This is a genomic window from Prevotella sp. OH937_COT-195, assembly GCF_003932845.1.
In the GTDB taxonomy this organism is placed as follows: Bacteria; Bacteroidota; Bacteroidia; order Bacteroidales; family Bacteroidaceae; genus Prevotella.
In genome coordinates, this window is sequence record NZ_RQZH01000019.1 from 32,079 (window position 1) to 52,678 (window position 20,600).

Here is a 20,600-nt window from a genome sequence, read left to right on the forward strand (position 1 = left end):
CGTATAATTGAAATAAAATAAGTAATTTTGCACGGAATTTTAATTATGGGGGCATTCTTCGGGTGCTTTCGGTATTGGTGTTCGCGGTATCTTATTGTTTTCAGCCAACTCTTTGCCGATGACCGTCTGCCCCTGAAAAATTAACGAAAAGATGTCAGAAAGAAGAGTAAGAGTGCGTTTTGCACCAAGTCCAACGGGCGCATTGCACATCGGCGGCGTTCGCACGGCACTGTTCAACTATCTGTTTGCCCGTCAGCACGGAGGCGATTTTGTCTTCCGTATAGAAGATACCGACAGCAACAGATTCGTCCCCGGAGCCGAGGAATACATTATAGAGTCGTTTCGCTGGCTCGGACTGAAGTTCGACGAGGGTGTAAGTTTCGGCGGTAAGTACGGTCCTTACCGCCAGAGCGAACGTCGTGAGATATACAAGGAATATGTCAACATTCTACTTGAAACCGGCAAGGCATACATCGCTTTCGATACTCCGGAGGAACTTGACAAGAAGCGTCAGGAAACGAAAAATTTCCAATACGATGCCACTACGCGAAACATGATGCGCAACTCGCTCACCATGTCCGAGGTCGAAGTAAATGCGTTGATAGACGACGGCAACCAATATGTGGTGCGTTTCAAGGTGGAACCGGGTGAGGAAATTCACATTGACGACCTCATCAGGGGCGATGTAATGATAAAGAGCGACATTCTCGATGACAAAGTTTTGTACAAGAGTGCCGATGAACTGCCAACGTACCATCTTGCGAATATCGTTGATGACCATCTTATGGAGATAACTCATGTCATACGTGGTGAGGAGTGGCTGCCTTCGGCACCGCTGCATGTACTTCTTTACCGTGCTTTCGGTTGGGAAGACACCATGCCGCGCTTTGCCCATCTGCCTCTGCTGCTCAAGCCGGACGGCAAAGGTAAATTGTCGAAACGCGATGGCGACCGTCTCGGTTTCCCCGTTTTCCCGCTCGAATGGCACGACCCTAAGACCGGCGAGGTAAGCAATGGTTTCCGCGAGCAGGGCTATTTCCCGGAAGCAGTGATTAATTTCCTCGCATTGTTGGGTTGGAATCCCGGTACCGAGCAGGAACTTTTCACACTCGACGAACTCGTGCGTCAGTTCGACATAACCAAATGTTCGAAAGCCGGTGCACGCTTCGATTTCCAGAAAGGCATCTGGTTCAATCATGAGTACATGTTGAACAAAAGCGACGATGAAATTGCCGGACTCTTTGCTCCTATCGTTGCGGGCAACGGAGTAGAAGAAACCATGCCGCGTGTGCGCCAAGTTGTACACATGATGAAAGACCGTGTGAATTTCGTTCGCGAATTATGGTCGCTCTGCTCATTCTTTTTCGTTCCGCCCATTGAATACGACGAGAAAACCATGCGCAAGCGTTGGAAAGCCGACTCGTCGCGAGTAATGACCGAACTAATGGCGGTAATTGAGGGCATTGACGATTTCTCCATCGAAAATCAGGAACGTGTGGTTAGGGCATGGGTAGAGTCCAAAGGCTATAAACTCGGAGACGTGATGAATGCTTTCAGACTTACACTCGTCGGGGAAGGCAAAGGACCGGGAATGTTCGACATAACGGCGTTCCTCGGTAAGGAAGAGACACTTGCCCGCATGCGCAGAGCAATAGAAGTGTTGCCCGCCGATGCCCCCGTCAAACAAGGGTAATATATGTATAACATAGCAATCTATCTATATCTGTTTGGCGTAGCCGTTGCCAGCATCTTCTGTGAAAAAGTGCGCAAGATGTGGCGCGGCGAGCGCGAGGCGGTAAGGATATTGAGGCAGAAGGTTGACCCCAAAGCACGTTATGCTTGGTTTCATGCCGCTTCGCTCGGCGAGTTCGAGCAAGGGCGTCCCATTATGGAACGGCTCAGGCGGGAGCATCCCGAATATAAAATACTTCTTACTTTCTTCTCGCCTTCAGGTTATGAGGTTCGCAAAGATTATGAAGGTGCCGACATCGTATGTTATTTACCGATAGACACCATCACAAATGCGCGTCGCTTTCTGCGTGCCGTGCGTCCCGAGGTTGCATTCTTCATAAAGTACGAGTTCTGGTACAACTATCTGCACATATTGAAGCATCGCGGAGTTCCGGTGTATAGCGTGAGTTCCATTTTCCGCCCCGGGCAGATATTCTTTCGCTGGTACGGTTGGCAGTATTGGCGCGTGTTGAAATGTTTTACCCATTTTTTCGTGCAGAACGAGATAAGCAGAACACTGCTCTCAACCATAGGGATACACAACGTAACCATAACGGGAGACACCCGTTTCGACCGTGTGCTGCAAATCAAAGAGCAATCAACACGGCTGCCGATAGTGGAAAGTTTTGTGGGTAATGCGTCAGACGGCAAACCGGTTCGCTGTTTCGTGGCAGGTTCGTCATGGCAACCCGACGAGGAAATATTCATGAAATATTTCGAACAACATCCGGATTGGAAACTTATAATCGCTCCGCATGTAATAGGGGAGGAACGTTTGCAACAGATACAAAACATGACGAAGCGCAAGGTAATGCGCTACACGCAGACCGATGAGACTTTGGCGAAAGAGGCGGACATCCTTGTAATAGACTGTTTCGGACTGCTGTCGAGCATATATCGCTACGGTACGGTGGCATATGTAGGAGGCGGTTTCGGCGTTGGAATACACAACCTGCCCGAGGCTGCGGTGTGGAACGTGCCGGTGTTTTTCGGTTCCAACAACGACAGATTTCAAGAAGCACAAGCATTGAAATCGTGCGGCGGCGGCATAGAAATATGTAGTTACGATGATTTTGCGGCACAGATGGATAAACTTTCCGCATCGCCCGAAGAAATTATTCGTCGTGGGAAACTTGCCGGCGAATATGTCGCATCGCAAGCAGGAGCAACGAAAAAAATTCTCGACAGCGTGCGAATTTGATAAATTGTTCCACATATAAACAGACACTCCCTCACGATTTTCTTTGAGAGACATGAAAAAATGCACGGCGTGATGTCACAAAATGGCATTACGCTCGTTTTGTATATGTAACTGTTGGTTGCCTTTGAAACTTTTTGAAGAGTTAAAATATTGACAGTATTCCAAGCGAAGAATACAGTCTTTTTGGTGTATATGCAGGAAAAGTAACCGTGAACGGGGTACAATTTACCAATTATTAGGTATTGCATGGTTTAACTGGTGTAAGTAACTTTGCACCTGAAAAAACGAAGGAAGGGCGAAGATGTCTTTCCATTTGATGTATATAAGAATGAATACATGTGGCGAATAGAATCTCAACTACCGAAAACTCTTGTGAATTATATCGAATTAATGACGGGGAAATGACAAAACCTGCTTTGTCATCGGAGTGTCCCTTAGCATTGCCAATGTGGCATTTAAATTCAAAAACGACAAGAAGATAATCATTAAATAACAATTAATCTTATAAAAGAATGAAAACAAAACATTTACTCACGGCACTGTTGCTCGGTGCCACATTCTGTACTGCATCTGCGCAGAAATTGTCACTCGGCAACTATGCCCAATTGGAGGAAGGCGGAGATAAACCTGACAACCTCTATGAAGATGGGAACTATTATGAAATAGCCCCCATCAACTTTTATTTAGAGAACAGCGGTTCGCAAACCATTCTGCCAAAAGCAGACATAGCGGCAATGGCCGGAAAGAATATCACCACGCTGAATCTGAGAATGTATAACAACGGGTATAACGGAGAAGACCTTACTCGCGATGTCACTATATACATGGGTGAAACCAACAAAGAGGCTTTCAAAAAAGAAGAAAAGAGATTTAGATTCTTCGATATAAGCTGGCAACAGGCAGTGTATCACGGAACACTGACAGTAAGCGAGACATACAACTGGGACGGCACAATGGGACCGGAGTACACTATTACGTTCGACCGTCCGTTCTATTACAGCGGAGAAAACAACCTTGTAGTAACTGTAACTGCCACCGGAGAGACATGTACGGATGGAGGATTCTATATTGATTTCCCGAAAGTAAAGAAAACATCGAAGAGTACATTGACTTTCCCCGAGAGCAGAAATCCTGCCGAAGTACTTAGCGGAGACTTGAGACCGGCAGGTAATCTGGGATTGGTGGACATGCCGGCGGTGGCTTACGGATATGTCGATGCTGCCGTACCGGACAGCACTTGGAGAACATTTACCACGAAGTATGACACCGATTTGAACATTGCGGGGCTTGATGCATTCAAGGTGACGGCTGCGACAAAAGATAAAATAACATACGAGAAAGTTACCGAGGCACCGGCAGGAACAAATCTTATAATACGCTCGCTTGTGGCTCCGGTGTTCTATTCGACAGACACCGAGACTTCTCCCATTGCCGATAACCTGATAAAAGTAAGCGATGGAACGGTAACCAACGACAAGACCATCTATGCTTTCGGTAAAAAGGAAGGTAAATATGGATTCTATCACGAAGCCGAGCCGGCAACACTTGCTGCCGGGACATTCTATGTTATGGTGGAGGAATCTCAGGAACCCGACCCCGATCCGGAGCCGGAACCCACCCCCGACCCGGACGGAGTGCTGACAATAGGCAATTTCTATGGAAAAGGCAACGATAAGGTGGCATACGACGGATTCAACAATCAGAACTCGCCAATGACATTCAACTATAAGAACAGCGGTACGCAAACCATATATCCTGCCGCATGGTTGGAAAAACTTAAGGGCAAGGCAATAACATCGCTTACCTTCTCGGGAATGTCAAACGCATACACGCAGGATGCATATAAGAGCACGGTTAAAGTGTATATCACGGAAACCGACAATGAGACATTCTCATACAACGATGAGGCCTCGCGCTACGAGTGGGTTCAGACTGAATACGGAGAACCTTCGACAACATACGACCTGACTGCAGATTTCAAACAGGCATATATGGACAATAAAGATTTCCACCTCACTCTGAATATCGAAAACAAGCCTTATACATATAAAGGCAAATCTATCGTTTTGACAATAACAAACGAGAGCGATTCGTATTTCGACCCGTCAACAGACCTCTTTCAGTTCTATTTCGTATCGCGAGAACCAGCAGACCCATTCCGCACGGCCATCTTTGCCGGTGACAACAAGACTTTTATGGAGAATTATGCCAAAGACCGTGTAATAAAGGCTGACGACAACGAATTTCGTTATGCAGAGGCACCTGCGCTGCAGTTGACTTATATCGATGCACAAGAAATCATAAGCGGAATCAGTTCGGTCGCAACGGAAAGTAACGACAATGCTTGGTATAACCTGCAAGGACAGCGCATAGCACATCCGCAACACGGAGTGTTCATACACAAAGGTAAGAAAGTGGTTGTGAAATAAGCGTGAAGCGACTTTTTAAAATATGAGAATTTGGGAGTTTGGATAACACCTTTTATTATAGGTGGGTTCTAAACTCCCAAATTGTTTTTACTACAAAAATACTTTGAAAAACATTCTCACGACTAATCAGAATGCCAATATCGGGCGTGCATAACAATCTCCGTTATACCATTCGGCCATGCACTCGATAAGCGACTTGCCTTTTAAATTGCCCGATGTGTGTTTCGTGCCTACGTTGAAAATACACATCGATTCATCGTTATATCGCGTACTGGTCCACATCGGACAGTAGTTGTGAGACTCACTATCTGTCTCGAGCAGTTCTTTGTCCTTGTCGGCAACCTTCTCAAGCGTGCTGTTAAAACGTGTCATGGGGTCATCGTAGATATATGCCGAGCAGTTTATCGTTGCGTCAGTCTCCACGGTTCGCCAGCCTTTCATCCTCTGTGCCGCACTGTTTCCGCACAGGTTTGCCAACACGTCCCACATCTGTCCCGTTGCAGGTATGAACCATTCGCTCGATGTTTCGGGGTGAGGCATGATGTTTGTGTAATAAACCGTGGGGCTTTGCACCACGACCGCATCACCGTAAAACGCCACAACGTTGTTGCAATGCTTCCTGCCATCGAGGTCGGAGTACCATGACTTGCCCGTTTTCTTAACCTTTATGTTACATTCGAAATTGTCGTCCCAAGAGAATTTCGTGGTCGGGAACACTTCTTGTGTGTGTATGTTTTTGTTGTTCGGGTCGTGTGCGAACTTGCTGCATACCACATAGCCGTGTGTGTATCCTGCGTCTTTGTCGGCTTGTGCGATGCGTGATGGGTCGGTAACGGCAACGATGCCGATTACTGTTTTTCCTGCCGTTGGTGCAGGTTTTTCGTTTTTCCACACCGGATTTGTTCCCTCCGGGTCAATGCTTATCAGTCCGCCGTCGCTCCATGTACCGTCGCTGTAATAGTAGTCGCCTATTTTGGGCGCAACGTCGGGCAGCACAATGTTTTCCTTTATCTTGCGGAAGACAATCCTCTTTATGTCTGAGAAGTATATTCTTACACTTGCTCCGCTTTTTCTCTTGATGTTTAAATATTTTTGTTTGGGAGTAGTTGTCGTGGTACTGTCAATCTTTGCATACTCCAAATGTTCCGTATAGAAAAAGGTGGAGTCATCGTCGTTGCCCACTAAAACAATTTGTCTGCGTTCCGTCGTCTGCCCCATCGCCAGACAACTTATACCCATAAAGAGGCATAAAAACAGAAACTTTCTCATCGTTTTACGAATTTGACAATCCTCGTTCCTTTCTTTATTATATATACGCCGCCCGGAAGCGTGCCGCCGTTCATCTTATGTCCCGACAAACTGTACACCTCGCCGCCTTTCATGTCCGTTGGAAATGCGTCGGGAATGTTTACGGACTCCAGCCCGGTGGCAACATTGTCGAAAGTAATCTCACTTATGTCGTCATAGTTGAAAGGTGTGAGCGTACCTTTCTTATCAACAAAAGTAACGGTCTCGTCATCGAAATTAATCCTTTCGATGTTGTTGATTTCAAATAGAGTTGTCGTCGCACCCGTTTTTACGGTAACCACCTCGTCTGCCTGCATTGCCACTGCCGGCAACAGCATTATGGCAAAAGAAAGTAAAATTTTTCTCATAGTAATTGTTTGTTAGGTAATAACCGCAAATATAGTTAATTCCGGCAGATATTGCAAGAAATGTGTCCGAAATTTGCAGTTTGATTAAAACAAATTAATAGTCTGCAGGTTCATTTGATAAATGTAACTTTTCTTTATCCGTCGGTGCAGGCGTGACACCATGTATTAAGACAACAAATCTTGGTTATGCCTTCGATTTCTCCGTCTCCTTGTTGCGTTTGTCGGATAGATACATTCCGGCAAGTATGAGTGCCGAACCCACGATGAAATATCCTGTTATCTGTTCGCGCAGCACCAACCATGCCACTATTATTGTCGCTATCGGGTTGAAATATACCCAGTTGGTGGCTGTCATTGCACCGAGTTTCGCCATACACCAATTCCATGTCAGGTAGCAAACCATTGAGGCAACGCAACCGAGAAACAGCAGGTTTGCAATTACTTGCGGGCGCATGAGTACCTCTGCCGGCGGCAGTCCGGGTTCTATAAAATAATAAGGTAATGCCGTAATGAGACCGTAGAAGAACACTTTGCGAGTGAGGAAAAGGGTGGGGTAGCGACCGGTCATTGGTTTCATCAACAGCGAATACACAGCCCACGAGAGGCAGGCAACGAAAGCAAGGGAGTCGCCTTTTGGGTCAAGTTTCAGCACGAAACGCCCGTTCAGCACTACGATCGCCATGCCTGCAAATGCAAGTATCGACCCTATAATTTGCATTTTGTTGAAACGCTCGCTTTTATATACCGCCGCGAACAACAGCATGGTAAACAGCGGACACGAGCATACGATGAGCGACGCATTGGTGGCTGCGGTGTATTGCAATGCCGCATTTTCCGAAAGAAAGTACATTGAGCCGGCGGTGATGCCCAGTCCCATCATCTTCAGTTCTTCTTTCCAACCGTTGGCAAACCACAGGAACTTATGGTTGCGCACCCGTATGAGCGAGAAAACGAGCAACAGAACGTACGCCATGAGGAAACGTATCGTGAATATGTTTACGGGAGACAGTCCGTTATTTATCAGCAGTTTTGTCCAGACGAATGTCGTTCCCCATGTCGCAATGGTAAGAAACGCGACAAAATGATATAGTATGGTGTTTTCATTTTTCATGCTGCAAAATTAGTTTAAAGTTGTGATATTGCAAAGAAACGATAAAAGAATGTTGCGGGAAAAGGATTGTTTTTTATGTTCCAAAGCGTTGCTTCGTTCGGGTGTGCAGCCTGTAACATTTCTATGCTCATTACTACTTTTTACCCGGAAACATTATTAATGTCCTACAATGCCGATTTATGGAACCCGTCCTAAAACAATCTTTCTCGTCATTATGCTTTCTGCATTTGAAAAATATGTTGAAACACCCTGAAAGAAATCGTTAATCTTTATACCATTTCATGTACTCTACGTAATGGGCGGCGTTGTCGGTTTGCCCGGGTTTGGTCTTTTTAATGAACTTCGCGGGTACTCCTCCCCAAATCTCGTGCGAGCCAATCTTGGTACCTCCGATTACCAATGCGCCCGCAGCAACGATTGCACCCTCGCCGATGTCGCAGTGGTCGAGCAGCGTACTTCCCATTCCTATTAGTGCGTGGTCGTGTATTGTGCATGCGTGTACGGTGGCGTTATGACCTATTGTCACGTCGCTCCCGATGTTTAGCGGACCGGTATGGCGCGTTGTGTGCAGGCATGCTCCGTCCTGTACATTGGTGCGGTTGCCAATGGTTATCGGTGCCACGTCGCCTCGTACCACGGCGTTGAACCATATCGAACATTCGTCGCCCATAGTTACTTCACCCACTATTGTGGCGTTCTCGCTAAAATAGCAGTCCTTTCCCCATTGCGGTTTAAGTCCGTTCACTTCCTTTATCAGTGCCATATCGTTTCCTTTTTCTTATCTTTCTTACCACTTTAAGGTATTGGTATATATTTTTTTATGACTGCAAAGTTAATAAAAATACTACGATTTATCATATATTCCGATTGTTTTTTATTTCCGCAATCAATTACGACACACAAATGATGATATTATACTCCTGTAATAGTAATTGTTTTTTGCACAGTAATTGAAAAATAATTCTGCATGGTACTATCTGTATATATATTTTTATTGACATACATCTTGTTACGAGTTGATAATGAGCAAATTTATCTCAAATCGGTCATTATACCGCATTTGCTTAGATTTGCTATTGCCGTTACGCTTCCCGACTGCTTTAGCCCGCTTGCTGACATCTGCGCAGCCGTTACATCCCGACGTAGCCCGCTACGTCTTCTATGAAACGGCTGCACATCTGCTCAACAACCGAACAAAATCAGTTGAGGGTTCTAATGACCGATTTGGGTTTATCGTTCGCCACAACCAACTTTGCAATTTAGCCGAAATTGGTGAGTAAAACCGCCGAAATTGGTCGGTAATTTCGCCGGAATTGCATTACGATTAAATGCAAATGAGATACCGTCCCGTGGTAAAGAACAGTGTACATGGTTCGCTATCCATGCAAAAGAAAATGATTTTGCATGGATAGCAAAATTTAATAATCATGCTGAAAGTCTTGAAATATTAAAATATATTTGTAACTTTGCACGCAATTTTAAGGTATTTACTGCTTTAATGTTTTTGACGAATAAATATTATAGACAGCAAAAACATGAAAGCAAGAGCAATGTAATGCTGATATTATAATAACAGATTGTGGAATAAGTTTATGAGAATTCCTTTTTTTTTAAATAAAGCATTTGTGGCAATAAAGCAATTTGTGGCAAACAACATCACATTTATAGTCTTGATGGTGTGCTGCAATTTGCCAGTATTGATAACCTATGAAAATGTCTGGAAGAAGTTCGATCTCCTTGCTTATATATTTGCTGTCAATACCATTGTGGCATTATTATTTTCTGCCATACCGTGGAAAAGAGTTCGTCATTCGGTTCAGATATTTATAATAGTGCTGTCGTTGCTGTCATTCTATTTAGATGCGTATTTCTCTATATTCTATGATGGTGTTCCGGATCAGTCTGTTATCGAAATAATTCTCGAGACAAATCCCACCGAGGCATTGGGATATATACAAGCCTACATGACGAACATCTGGTTATATGTAGTATTTGTGGTATCGCTACTCGTGTTCTTTGCCATAATGCGCTATGCACGAAATTTAAGAAATGTGCGCGGTGTGATGGCTGCCATAAGCGTGTTTATACTGTTCGGAACAATAAAGGCATTGAGTAATATCGTGAGCGAGAGAATAGACAGAGATATGACCACATACAGGCATGTAAGGTATGAGGCTTGCTCGGTTTTAGGCAAAACGCTCTTCTTGATAAAAGCCATCAACAACCTGGATGCCATGAGCAACATGGAAAACAACGCGGCGGGTAAACTTGATATGTTGAAAAACGAAAGTACCATTCCCTATGTAGTCTATATACTTGGGGAGTCGATCTCACGTCATCATCTTGGTTTATACGGCTATCATCTCGACACAACCCCTCTTCTCGATGCGAAAGAGAAGCAAGGCAATTTAATCAAGTTTACCGATGTGATAAGTTCGGAGCCGGTAACGCGGAAATCTATTGCCCAGATGTTTACTTTCCACCGCAGGGGGGCGAAAGGAGAATGGTACGAGAACACAGACTTGTTTACCATTTTAAGGGCAGCCGGTTATCACACCACATGGATATCCAATCAGGAATATTCCGGCAAACATGCCAATACGGCTCATTTCTACGCAAAAAGATGCGACAACAACTTCTATACTTTGTGCAGACAAATGTCGAGTTATACTCTTCCCGATCCGTATGATGAAGCCATGCTTCCTTTTTTAGACAAAACTTTGGCTAATCCTCGCAATAAGAATTTCGTATTGCTACACATGATGGGAGCGCATCAATTGTATAGTGCGAGGTACCCACAGTCGCGCAGAAAGTTTACCACTGCCATGGAATTTGGCTGCAATGACATGGTGAAATCCGAGAAAGCCGACTACGACAATGCCGTGTTATACAACGACAGTGTTATAAACGAAATAATAAACAGGTTCGAAGACAAAAACGCCATCGTGATCTATACGCCCGACCACGGCGAAGATGTAATGGAGTTAAATTTGAAAATGCCGGGGCACTATGAATTTAATCCTAACATACACATGGTGGAAATACCTATGATGATATGGGTTTCCGATAAGTTTCAGGCGGTATATCCGGATCTTGTGGCTCGCATACGCCGTAGTACCGACCGCCCTTTTATGACAGACGACATGATACACACACTGTTGGATTTGATGCAAATACGAACACAAGAGTTTCGCGAAAAACTGAGTTTGATAAACGACAAATACGACACCAAGCGTTTGCGTTATTGTGGCAATAAAATATATCAACGCAAAGAGAAACGATTGTCAAACTGATATTTCGCAAAGTCATCAATATTGCTTTTTCTCGGTTATTGTCACCCCCGTGGTCTCTTTTATGATATTGAGTATTTCCTGAAGATTGTCTGTTTTGAACTCTGCCGTGAGACGTTTTTCTGTCTTTGGGGCGTAGAATTGCTTGTTGAAGCACGAAGAGAGGTCGGCAACAACTTCCTCAATGGCGGCATTCCTGAATACGAGTGTTCCCGTAGCCCATGCCGTCTGATTGGCAGAGCCGGCAGGTATCATTCGTGGCGACGAATTGTCGGGCGTTATTTCCGCTTTCTGATTGCGCGAGAGTATAATGGAATCGTGTGCCGCGTTTGAAGAGAATGAAACTCTGCCGTGGCTTACATAAACGGAAACATACCGGTCGTTTTGTACTATTTGGAAACGTGTTCCGAGCACTCTTACCATCGAAATGCCGTTGTCAACGGTAAAGGGACGAGATTCGTCGTGTGCCACTTCGAAGTATGCTCCGCCTTTAAGATGCAGCGTGCGTGGGTTGTCTGCATCATAACTTATTTTCGAATGTGGTCGCAATGTTATGCACGAGCCGTCCGGCATCATCACCGTGCGTGTCGAGTCGTCGGCAAGTATCGTAACATTGTCGCTCCTGTTGCCGAGATAGAGCCATGCACCTGCCACTATCAGCAGTAGAAGCGATGCCGCAACAGCATATATTCTTGAGCGTTGAAGTTTGATGTATGGGCTGCGAGAATCCTTTCCATGCTCTGTTTTTAAAGTGTCTCCTGTCAGAATGGAATGTGTTGCTTTTTCATAACTTGCGCTAACCCGTCGTATCGCTTCGTTGGTATTGAGCCTTCCATGGCGGTAGAACTTTGCCACGAAATCGAGACTTTTATCTTCTGTTTTCTTATTCATGTCCTTTCAATATGATTTCTTTCCGTGATGTGTTGTATCCTGCCACGATGCCCAGTCCGCTGTTAACATTTGTATATATGGGCATCATTACCGAAATTCCGGCTTCTCCGAGTTCGTTGTCGTATAGATCGTTGAGCGATTTCATGAAGTTGTAGAACTCCGGTGTTATGCTGAACAGCGTTACGAAGAACGAATGTCGTGTCACGTCTTCCTCTTTGATGTCCGTATTGTAGTACTTCCCCTCGTTCCGGTATATGGGAATACCGCTGAAGTTTGCATTTATTCTCAGGTTCATGGTATATGTTTTTCCGTCGATGCTCTCATCGCTGAAGATGTAGAATCTGTGCAGGAAATTCATGCTTCCCTCGTTTAACAGCAGGTTCGCAAAGTTCATTCCCGACAGCAGCGGTTCGTATTGCGTTTCCACATTGCACAGAAACGACAACGTGTCCGGTTTGTCTGTCTTTATCACTCCCCCTTCTTTGTCGTATTCGTAACTACATTTTGTAATAAAGTTCTCCACCACCTGCACCGCATAGTGATTCCCTTCGCCGGCCGGATCTTTCAGTGTTATTGCCAGTTGGTTTGTCTTGTACATTCCGGTTCCTTTCACTTCTGCCGATATTTTCTCTATCGGTACAGCCTCGGGTATTGTAGTTTCAGCCCATACTCCCGGCATTTCTTCTGCCTGGACCGTAACCCTTACTCTGTCGCCTGTTTCCTGCTTGTAGTCTGTGGCGTAGAAAACGCGTTTCCCTTCAAGTCTCCTGACGCTTTGTCTTTTGCCGTTAACGTCGTATCCAAGCGAAACAACGTTCGGCTTGTTGAATGCTCCCGTGTCTTCTTCTGTCCTCTTTCTGCTTTTTGATACGAACACCTCGGTATATCCGTTTGTCGTAGGGAAGCAGTTTATCACAACCTTGTCCGGTTCGTTCAGGTCGCTTATGTCAATATATCTGTCGCTCTTGCACGAGGCGACAACCACGGACGCCGTTAATATAAAAATGTATCTTCTCATGTTTTCAGAATTTCATTGTGTAACTTATTGAAGGAATTATGGGCACGAGCCCCCTCGCTCTCAATTTTGTTGGCGATTTCTGTTCTCCCCCTGTGTGCAGAAATACGGAGTTTATGCGGTTATACACGTTGTAGATGCTCACGTTCAGTATTCTCTCTTTGCCTCGGCGTGTTACATGGTGCAGGTTGAAACCTATGTCGAGACGGTGATATACGGGCAGTACTATATTGTTTGGCGTGCCGAACGTATTGTAGATACCGATTGTCGCCGCATCGACATTGCCGCTCGGTTCATTCTCTTTCCCGTTTTTCGATAATCCTGTTTCGGGGTCGGGCAGTGCCGGACCTTCGGCTTGCAGCGTAGCGTATGTGGCTCGGTGTCCTGTACGGCACACCCATGCCGCATACATTTCCGCCTTTCGTCCCATTTTCAATCGGGCTGTTATGTTGAACTTGTGGCGACTGTCGAACTTGTCGTAGAACCACCCGTTGTATAGTTCCGAAAAGTTGCGCCTGTTCCATGACAAGGTGTATGAGGCATCTACCGTGAGTCGCGGAGAATGATATGAGGCATCTGCCTCTATGCCATAGAACCTGCCGTGCCCGTCGTTCACATACTTGTCCCAGTGGTTTGCGGGTATCTGCACGAGCCATCTCGTGCCGGACATCAACATGTGTCGCGATTCTTTCCAATAACTTTCGAGTGATACGAACCATTTTTTGCTCAACTGCATGTATATTCCGGCGGCGATTTGCAACGAGTGCATAGGTCGTAGTCGCGGTGTGGTGGGTACCCAGTAGTCTGTAGGCATGGGAAGGTATGCGTTGTTTATGCAGTGTATTGTCTGAGTCATTTCGGATAAGGACAGTTTTACCGACGTGGAATGCGATGCCTGAAATTTCAGTGCCACCCTCGGGTCTATGTTCAGGAAATTCTTTTGCGTTCCATCCGCTGTGTGTGTATGGAACATTCCGGCGCGTATTCCGATGTTCAGACTCCACCTTTCTCCGATGTGCATCTCGTCTTCTGCAAAGATTTTTGCCTCCGTTGCATACTGTCTGTTTGCAAATGCCATGCCGGAAGAGTCGGTTACTTGTGTCCCCTTTCCATATACATCGTGCTGTATTCGTGTCTGTGGGCGGAACACATGATATGTCATGTCGCCCCCGAAATGTATGTCATGGTGCATTGACGGACGCCAGTGCAGAACGGCGCGCATGCCTAAATCCCTTACCGAAGAGCGATATTGCCGTATTACCAATTTGGAATCCTGCTCGCTGTCAATCTTATCTTGGCTGAACGTGGCGTATTCGTAGCGCGAGCGGTAGTATGCCAATGTTGTGCAGAACTCCGCACTCAGCGTTTTCGTCAACGTTCCTTTCCACCCTGCCGCAACGTTGATGTTCCCGTAGTATATCTTCCATTTCTCGTTGTCCGTCTGGTTGTTATCTTCTATGTCGTCCCTGAATTTCAGGTAGTCCTTGCTCGAATACAGGCTCAGATAAATTCTGCTGTGCGGCGAGAAACGGTGTGTCAGTTTCGCGTTTATGTCGTGCAGGAAATATCTCATGTCTATCTTTTCGTCGTCAACGGTTTTGTTATGCATATACATTGCCGGCACCGTCACCGCGTCTAACCATGTCCGGCGCATGCCCATGACGTAGGTAGTACTGTACCCCTGCCTCTCTCCACGTTCCATCTGCTCCCGTTCCCGCCGGAGTTTTATGGGGCCTTCGAGCATAATCCGTCCGTCTATTAGCCCTATGTTGAGCAGTCCGTGCCTGTTGAGGGTGTCTCCGTCAATGGTGTGTACGTCTGTTACCGATGATATTCTGCCGCCAAATCGTGCGGGGAAACCGCTCTTGTAGAAATCGGTTCGATTGATAACATCAGTGTTGAAGGCCGAGAACAAGCCCAGTGCGTGACTGTTGCCATATACCGGAGTGTTGTCTATGAGAAAAAGATTCTCGTCGTTGTTTCCGCCGTGGACGTGCATTCCCGCCGTGAGTTCCACTCCCTCCTGTACTCCCGATGTGCGTTGTAGTGTTTTAAGAAGGTCGGGCGAGGAGAGTAGCGAGAACTCGCTGTTGAGGTCGGCAGCCGAAAGTGTTCGCTTGCCGGTCTGTGTGGAGAGTACCCTCGAGCGCATATCTCCCCGTATTACCACCTCGTCGAGGCTGTCGGAGCGGAAAATATCGGCCTCCAGTTCCTCTTTCCACTGATTCTGCCGTGCCCTCATCTGTTTTTTAACGCGTTTCTTCTCGTGTCGCGTAGCATCTTTCCGGAACAGCATGACATAAACTCCTTTCTGTCTGAACGTGATGCCGGAATTGTCGAAAAGCATTCTCAACCGTTGCTTCAGATTACCCACGAGCGGTACGCCGGTATATTCCGTATCGAGCGGCAGGCTGCCTTCATATACGAAGTTAACCCGATGTTCGGTCTTGATTCGCTCCATCTCCTCGCGTACCGTTGTTTTGTGCTGTGCCCGACATATTGCCGGAATCAAAGACAAAACTATAAATGTGATAATGTGTCTCATCGTTTATCTTTTTTGCTGTTATGACGCGGTAGTATAATCTCTCCCCCATTGTGGAGTTGTTAATAAAAACTAAAACTCCGATTGGGCATTACTTCGATGACGTGTGTCTTTTTCTCTTATGCTTTTTTAACATTGATTGAATGGGGGATTTATGTAAAACATCGTTATATAGGTAGATTTTTTAAAACTATAATGATGATGAAAAAGAAAATGAGTTATTTGCTCATGGCGTTTGCCATGATGTTGGTTGTTACCGCTTGCGGCGACGATGTGGAAACGCTTTTGACGGCGGATACGTTGAAAAACACCGAGTGGAGCGGTTCGTTTGTAAAGATGAAGAACGGTACCGTTGAAAGCAGTAAGGTCGTAACGGTAAAGTTCGACAGCAACAATCACGGTGTTTATGTGTTGAACGACAAAGAATGCGAGTTCGATTTTGCCGTAAGCGGTTTGAAATTTTCGTTGATGCACAGTTTCTTTACAGATGTCAACGGCACTTACGAGTTGGAATCGGGTGTCCTCGGCAACACTTTGGTGATGCGCAAGTCAAGTGGTGATGCTTCGGAAATGTTCAGATTGAACCGTGGTGAAAATTCTCAGGAAAAGCAGAAAAGGAAATAAATAAAGTTGTCTGCCTTGCCTCGTAAAGTGTGCAGGGCGCGACTTATAAGATTTTCCACGGTTTTTACCGAGATGTCCAGTTCGCATGCAATATCACGATAGCGCAGTCCGTCGCGTTTGCTCGGCAGCAGAACTTCCCGTTGGCGTGGCGGAAGGGCATCAATGGCAGTCCATAGTTCAGCCTCGTTAATCGACCTGCCGACTGCCTCTTCATCGGAAATATCACCGTCAACGTCCTGAGGGTTTATCCTCTCTGCGGTGTTTCCGGATTTTCGCAGGTAGTCTATGCAACTGTTACGGGTGGCAGAATAGAGATAAGCCTTGGTGTTCTCTATATCTGCCCCTTTCCTTTTTTTCTCCACAAGTCGGAGAAAAAAATCTTGTACCACGTCTTCTGCCTTGTCGAGGTCTTGCAGGTAATGCAGAGCATACATGCACAACGGGCGGTAATGGTAGCGGAAAAGCAGTTCTATACTTGTTTTCATGGCGTGTTACATCGCTTTGCGCATTATACGCGTACCTATATAAATACATACGGCAAACGACACCAAGAGCACCGCCAGCACGGGGAAAATAGTCTTGTCGATACTGCCTGTCATGGCAACGGCGGCACTCGGAAGTGGTGCCGCGGCGACAACCGCCAGTGTCTTGGCAAACTGTCGTGCATAGGTTTTCCCGTCCTTTATTTTTGCCATGCGGGAGCGTGGTATCATATAGACTCCTCCCAAAGCAACCAATGTTGCAAAGAGAATAATGCCTGTTGACAGACCGAGCATTACGACGGGGTAGGCATGTTGCATGGTGTTTCTGTTGTATGCGTATAATCAACGTTAAAGAGTTGGGATTTGTGGAAACCGGAAAAGGTCTTCTTAAATCCCAACTCTTTGTTATGGTAATTCTTTAAGTAAGTATTCAAAAATCAATATTATATATACATGTCGTTTTTTATACTTTTACTTTTCCCGTATCTCGACATTTCTTTTCGTCATTATGCCGTATGTAATGAGTAATGCAGCCTGCCACGCCATTTTTTTCATGCGACACATTTGCTGAGATACAAACGTAAATAATATAGGTAATTAATTTTGAAAACTTACTTGCAGGATTATAAGTTCGGGTTAATCTTGTTCCACTCGCTTACCGGCGGTACGATGTTCAGTGTTACGAGTTCGTCGCGCATCTTGCAGAGATGTTCGTAACTTGCGTCGAGTTTTGCGTTCTCTTCGGCAGTTCCCTGCGGAACTTCGAATTTTGCACCTTCGCAAGTCATGGTAGTCTGCATTGCCATCATAATATGGTCGTACTTGTCGGTCTTGACGTATGTACCCACGGGGAAACGGAAAGGCTCGCCACCCATCGCCGCGCGTATCATCTCAACCGAGAGATAAGACGGGCTTTGGAAAGAACTGCGTCCGCGCAACTCTATAATCTTTGCGCCACCCTTGGTTACATCGGTTTTCATTTGCTCCCACTCTGCTTCGGGGAACTCGTCGGTACCGATTATGTCGGTCAGTTTGCGACCTGCCACTACCACATGGCTGCCGAACACTGCCATTTGTTCGCCGTGTCCTCCGTATGTGGCACAACCTGTAATTTCGTCCTGCATTACGTTGAATTTCTTGGCAAGTGCACTCTGGAGACGTGTCGTGTCAAGTCCGGCAAGTGTCGTAACCTGTCCGGGTTTCAGTCCGGAATACAGCAAAGTTACGAGACCGGTGAGGTCTGCCGGGTTGAATATAATCACCACATGCTTCACGTCGGGGCAGTATTTGTTAATGTTTCTTCCCAGTTCCTCTGCAATTTTGCAGTTGCCTGCCAGCAAATCCTCGCGTGTCATGCCGGCCTTGCGTGGTGCGCCACCCGAAGATATGATATATTTAGCGTTCTTGAAAGCCTCTTCCACGTCTGTGGTGGCAGTGATTTTCACGTTGCCGAAGCCGCTTTGACGCATCTCCTCTGCCACGCCTTCCGGCGAGAACACGTCATAAAGGCAGATGTCGTTTGTCAATCCCATCATCAATGCGGTTTGAACCATGTTTGAGCCAATCATTCCGGCAGCACCGACGATTGTAAGTTTCTCGTTTGTTAAAAATGCCATAACTTGTTTTTTAATATTATTATATATAATGTTACTCTGCCTGCAAAGTTAGAAAAAAAAAGTGTAACAATGTCTTTCCCATAAGAATAAAAATGTTATATTTTCTAAAAGATGCGACATCGGGGGTATCATATTTCGTTGTTCCTTTACCGAAGCCAAATCCCGAGTTGCGGGTTGGAGACACTGTACTGCTTTCCTTTTTTCGTCACAATGTCGTATTCGAGCGGTTTCTTTATCGCCGCCTGCACGGCACTTGCCGATTTCAGAGTGCGTCTCTTGCCCCCTGACGTTATGCGCTCCACAATGTCGTCTTCGCAGATGGCATAACCGCATCCAATGAATGCAGTAATACGGCAGGGCTTATCAACATCATTCTTAATATTGGCAAGGTGTGTCTTTGTCCGACAAACTGCCGTTTGTACCACAAAGCCCCTTGCCCCGAAAGGGGATCCAATCACTCCAAAGTCGTGATTGGAAGAACAAATAAAACAATACGATTATGCCAAAATTAAAAATAGCCAACAACAACCGTTACGGACACCGAAATATAGAAGAAGTACCACGCTGGGACAGATGGAACACTCGTATGCCCAATGCACAAGACCAACTGCGAGCCTTTGACTTATACAACAAGTCGGGTGCAGTGAGCAAATTCGATTTCGTGTGTGCCCGTATTCTCGGGGAGAGTTTCAAGGTCATTATGGTGGATAAGTCCACCGTGGATTATTATCGCAAACTCACAGAAATTTCCGCTGAAGTCCACAGAATCGGGATAAACTACAATCAGGTGGTGAGCATGCTCCGCATCACCGAGAGAGAAATAACAAAGCAAGCCTCTGTTGCAGGAACTTATCCGCCTGATAAAAGAACCCACCGCCTTGCAAGAGCAGACGGTGAGTTTGACGATTGACTATTGCGAAAAATGTAGAATAATCACTTTTTGAGAAACTTAATCATCTGTGTAATGCAACGCTTCTTCTGTTCCATATTGGGGTGAACATATAGATTGAGCGTTGTCGTGATGTTCGCATGACCGAGCAACACGCTCACCGTCTTGTAGTCGCAGTTGCTCTCGATGCAGCGTGTGGCGAAACTGTGGCGTAATGCGTGATATTTCAGCCGAGGAATGTCCAGACGTTTCATCAACCGATGATAGTAATTGCGATAGGTTCGCGGCTCTGTTGGGCTCTCTTCGTTGGTCAGCACATAGAAGTTCTCGTTCACTACTTTTTTCAGTGGTTTCACCATAGCCAAGAGTTCTTTGTTCATTGGTATCTCACGACACGAGTTCTTTGTCTTTGGGCTGTTAACAACCAATTCTGTATGCTTGCACTCACCTTCTAAGATGTAGATACGCTCAATGGTACGATTTACGGTAATTGTACCATTGTCCGTATTGATGTCCGACCACTTCAAACCGCATATCTCACCAATGCGTAAGCCTGTGGTCAGACTGATGTAGATACCAAGATTGCGACACGTGAAGTTCTGCTTGATGAAATCAAGAATTTTCTTATGGTGTGCCACTGTCAGCACCTCTATTTCCTTATTATTCTCTGTGCTTGGGTACTTAATGTCCCACTCCTGGTAGTTCATCCATCCGTTCTTCACTCCGAACTTCATCACCATCCTCAATACAATAAGCATATCCTTCACCGTCTTGATACTGAGACCGCCATTGAGTTTCTGCAAGACAAACTCTTGCACATGTTTTTCACTCAGAGCCTCACAATCGCCAAATGATGGCAGTATGTGGTTCTCCAAAACTAACGCATAAGCAGCGTATGTGGACTGCTTCACGTAGCGTTGCTTGTCACTTTTCCAAGCTAACGCAATTTCTCTAATCGTTTTTGCTTTCATATATAATCCTTAATTTTAAAAAGTACATAATAATTAGAGAAACGTAATAACTTAAGTCCCAAATATAAGATTTCCGGAGTTTGTAGAAGAATGGAAAGAAGAGCGATTATCAGAAATTGCGTACTTGTACAAAGGTACAGGTATTTCAAAAGA

At 45.7% G+C, this 20,600-nt stretch carries 18 protein-coding genes and 1 pseudogene; 7 read left to right on the forward strand and 12 right to left on the reverse strand.

What is annotated here, in order from left to right:
* The first annotated feature begins 151 nt into the window (after nt 1-151).
* The 3 genes from gltX to EII32_RS08060 all read left to right on the forward strand — a co-directional run bounded on the left by gltX (nt 152) and on the right by EII32_RS08060 (nt 5,361).
* Nucleotides 152-1,693 (forward strand): glutamate--tRNA ligase, encoded by a 1,542-nt coding sequence (gltX, locus tag EII32_RS08050; protein ID WP_125234922.1) that lies wholly within the window; start codon nt 152-154, stop codon nt 1,691-1,693.
* 3 nt (nt 1,694-1,696) lie between these two features.
* Nucleotides 1,697-2,932 carry a 3-deoxy-D-manno-octulosonic acid transferase gene (locus tag EII32_RS08055; RefSeq protein WP_125234923.1) on the forward strand — a complete coding sequence of 412 codons (1,236 nt, stop codon included), beginning with the start codon at nt 1,697-1,699 and terminating at the stop codon, nt 2,930-2,932.
* A gap of 512 nt (nt 2,933-3,444) precedes the next feature.
* Nucleotides 3,445-5,361: a hypothetical protein gene (locus EII32_RS08060; RefSeq protein WP_125234924.1), complete on the forward strand. Its 1,917-nt coding sequence runs from the start codon at nt 3,445-3,447 to the stop codon at nt 5,359-5,361.
* Nucleotides 5,362-5,487: 126 nt separating this feature from the next.
* Here the strand turns inward: EII32_RS08060 and EII32_RS08065 are convergent, their stop codons facing one another.
* From EII32_RS08065 to EII32_RS08080, 4 genes are all read right to left on the reverse strand, one after another.
* Entirely contained in the window at nt 5,488-6,630 is a 1,143-nt protein-coding gene (locus EII32_RS08065) for a hypothetical protein (protein WP_125234925.1), read from the reverse strand.
* Entirely contained in the window at nt 6,627-7,016 is a 390-nt protein-coding gene (locus EII32_RS08070; protein WP_125234926.1) for a hypothetical protein, read from the reverse strand. The genes EII32_RS08065 and EII32_RS08070 overlap by 4 nt, the downstream gene beginning before the upstream one ends.
* Before the next feature lie 184 nt (nt 7,017-7,200).
* Nucleotides 7,201-8,127, reverse strand: coding sequence for a DMT family transporter (locus tag EII32_RS08075; RefSeq protein ID WP_125234927.1), 927 nt, complete (start codon nt 8,125-8,127; stop codon nt 7,201-7,203).
* A 262-nt stretch (nt 8,128-8,389) separates the two neighbouring features.
* Complete coding sequence (locus EII32_RS08080) at nt 8,390-8,890, reverse strand: gamma carbonic anhydrase family protein (protein ID WP_125234928.1); 501 nt, start codon at nt 8,888-8,890, stop codon at nt 8,390-8,392.
* A gap of 307 nt (nt 8,891-9,197) precedes the next feature.
* Here EII32_RS08080 and EII32_RS08085 point away from each other — a divergent pair, with 307 nt between their 5' ends.
* Nucleotides 9,198-9,407, forward strand: a complete 210-nt coding sequence (locus EII32_RS08085) for a hypothetical protein (protein WP_125234929.1) — start codon at nt 9,198-9,200, stop codon at nt 9,405-9,407.
* Nucleotides 9,408-9,893: 486 nt separating this feature from the next.
* A complete protein-coding gene (locus EII32_RS08090) occupies nt 9,894-11,420 on the forward strand; it encodes a phosphoethanolamine transferase (RefSeq protein WP_158611153.1) in 1,527 nt (508 codons plus the stop codon).
* Between the two features lie 15 nt (nt 11,421-11,435).
* On the opposite strand, the gene EII32_RS08095 is transcribed toward EII32_RS08090, so the two are convergent.
* From EII32_RS08095 to EII32_RS08105, 3 genes are read right to left on the reverse strand one after another with little or no spacing between them, the layout of a single operon-like run.
* Nucleotides 11,436-12,308 (reverse strand): FecR family protein, encoded by an 873-nt coding sequence (locus tag EII32_RS08095; protein ID WP_125234931.1) that lies wholly within the window; start codon nt 12,306-12,308, stop codon nt 11,436-11,438.
* On the reverse strand, nt 12,301-13,326 hold the full coding sequence (locus EII32_RS08100) for a DUF4249 domain-containing protein (RefSeq protein ID WP_125234932.1): 1,026 nt from the start codon (nt 13,324-13,326) through the stop codon (nt 12,301-12,303). Before EII32_RS08100 ends, EII32_RS08095 begins: the two co-directional genes overlap by 8 nt.
* 4 nt (nt 13,327-13,330) lie before the next feature.
* Nucleotides 13,331-15,868, reverse strand: coding sequence for a TonB-dependent receptor plug domain-containing protein (locus EII32_RS08105; RefSeq protein ID WP_125234933.1), 2,538 nt, complete (start codon nt 15,866-15,868; stop codon nt 13,331-13,333).
* 195 nt (nt 15,869-16,063) lie between these two features.
* On the opposite strand from EII32_RS08105, the gene EII32_RS08110 reads away from it, so the two are divergent.
* The gene (locus EII32_RS08110) at nt 16,064-16,489 is read left to right on the forward strand and encodes a hypothetical protein (RefSeq protein ID WP_125234934.1); all 426 of its coding nucleotides are present in this window, start codon (nt 16,064-16,066) and stop codon (nt 16,487-16,489) included.
* Here EII32_RS08110 and EII32_RS08115 read toward each other — a convergent pair.
* From EII32_RS08115 to EII32_RS12400, 4 genes are all read right to left on the reverse strand, one after another.
* The gene (locus EII32_RS08115; RefSeq protein ID WP_125234935.1) at nt 16,465-16,974 is read right to left on the reverse strand and encodes an RNA polymerase sigma factor; all 510 of its coding nucleotides are present in this window, start codon (nt 16,972-16,974) and stop codon (nt 16,465-16,467) included. The two genes, EII32_RS08110 and EII32_RS08115, sit on opposite strands and share 25 nt — an antisense overlap.
* Before the next feature lie 6 nt (nt 16,975-16,980).
* The gene (locus EII32_RS08120; RefSeq protein ID WP_125234936.1) at nt 16,981-17,289 is read right to left on the reverse strand and encodes a hypothetical protein; all 309 of its coding nucleotides are present in this window, start codon (nt 17,287-17,289) and stop codon (nt 16,981-16,983) included.
* Nucleotides 17,290-17,594: 305 nt separating this feature from the next.
* Nucleotides 17,595-18,587, reverse strand: coding sequence for a malate dehydrogenase (locus EII32_RS08125; RefSeq protein WP_125234937.1), 993 nt, complete (start codon nt 18,585-18,587; stop codon nt 17,595-17,597).
* Between the two features lie 146 nt (nt 18,588-18,733).
* Nucleotides 18,734-19,045: a hypothetical protein gene (locus EII32_RS12400; protein WP_199741415.1), complete on the reverse strand. Its 312-nt coding sequence runs from the start codon at nt 19,043-19,045 to the stop codon at nt 18,734-18,736.
* A 41-nt stretch (nt 19,046-19,086) separates the two neighbouring features.
* Between EII32_RS12400 and EII32_RS08135 the strand changes: the two are divergent.
* Nucleotides 19,087-19,531: pseudogene (locus EII32_RS08135) on the forward strand (hypothetical protein).
* Here the strand turns inward: EII32_RS08135 and EII32_RS08140 are convergent.
* Entirely contained in the window at nt 19,521-20,447 is a 927-nt protein-coding gene (locus EII32_RS08140; protein ID WP_125234938.1) for a tyrosine-type recombinase/integrase, read from the reverse strand. The pseudogene EII32_RS08135 and the gene EII32_RS08140 overlap by 11 nt on opposite strands.
* Nucleotides 20,448-20,600 lie beyond the last annotated feature (153 nt).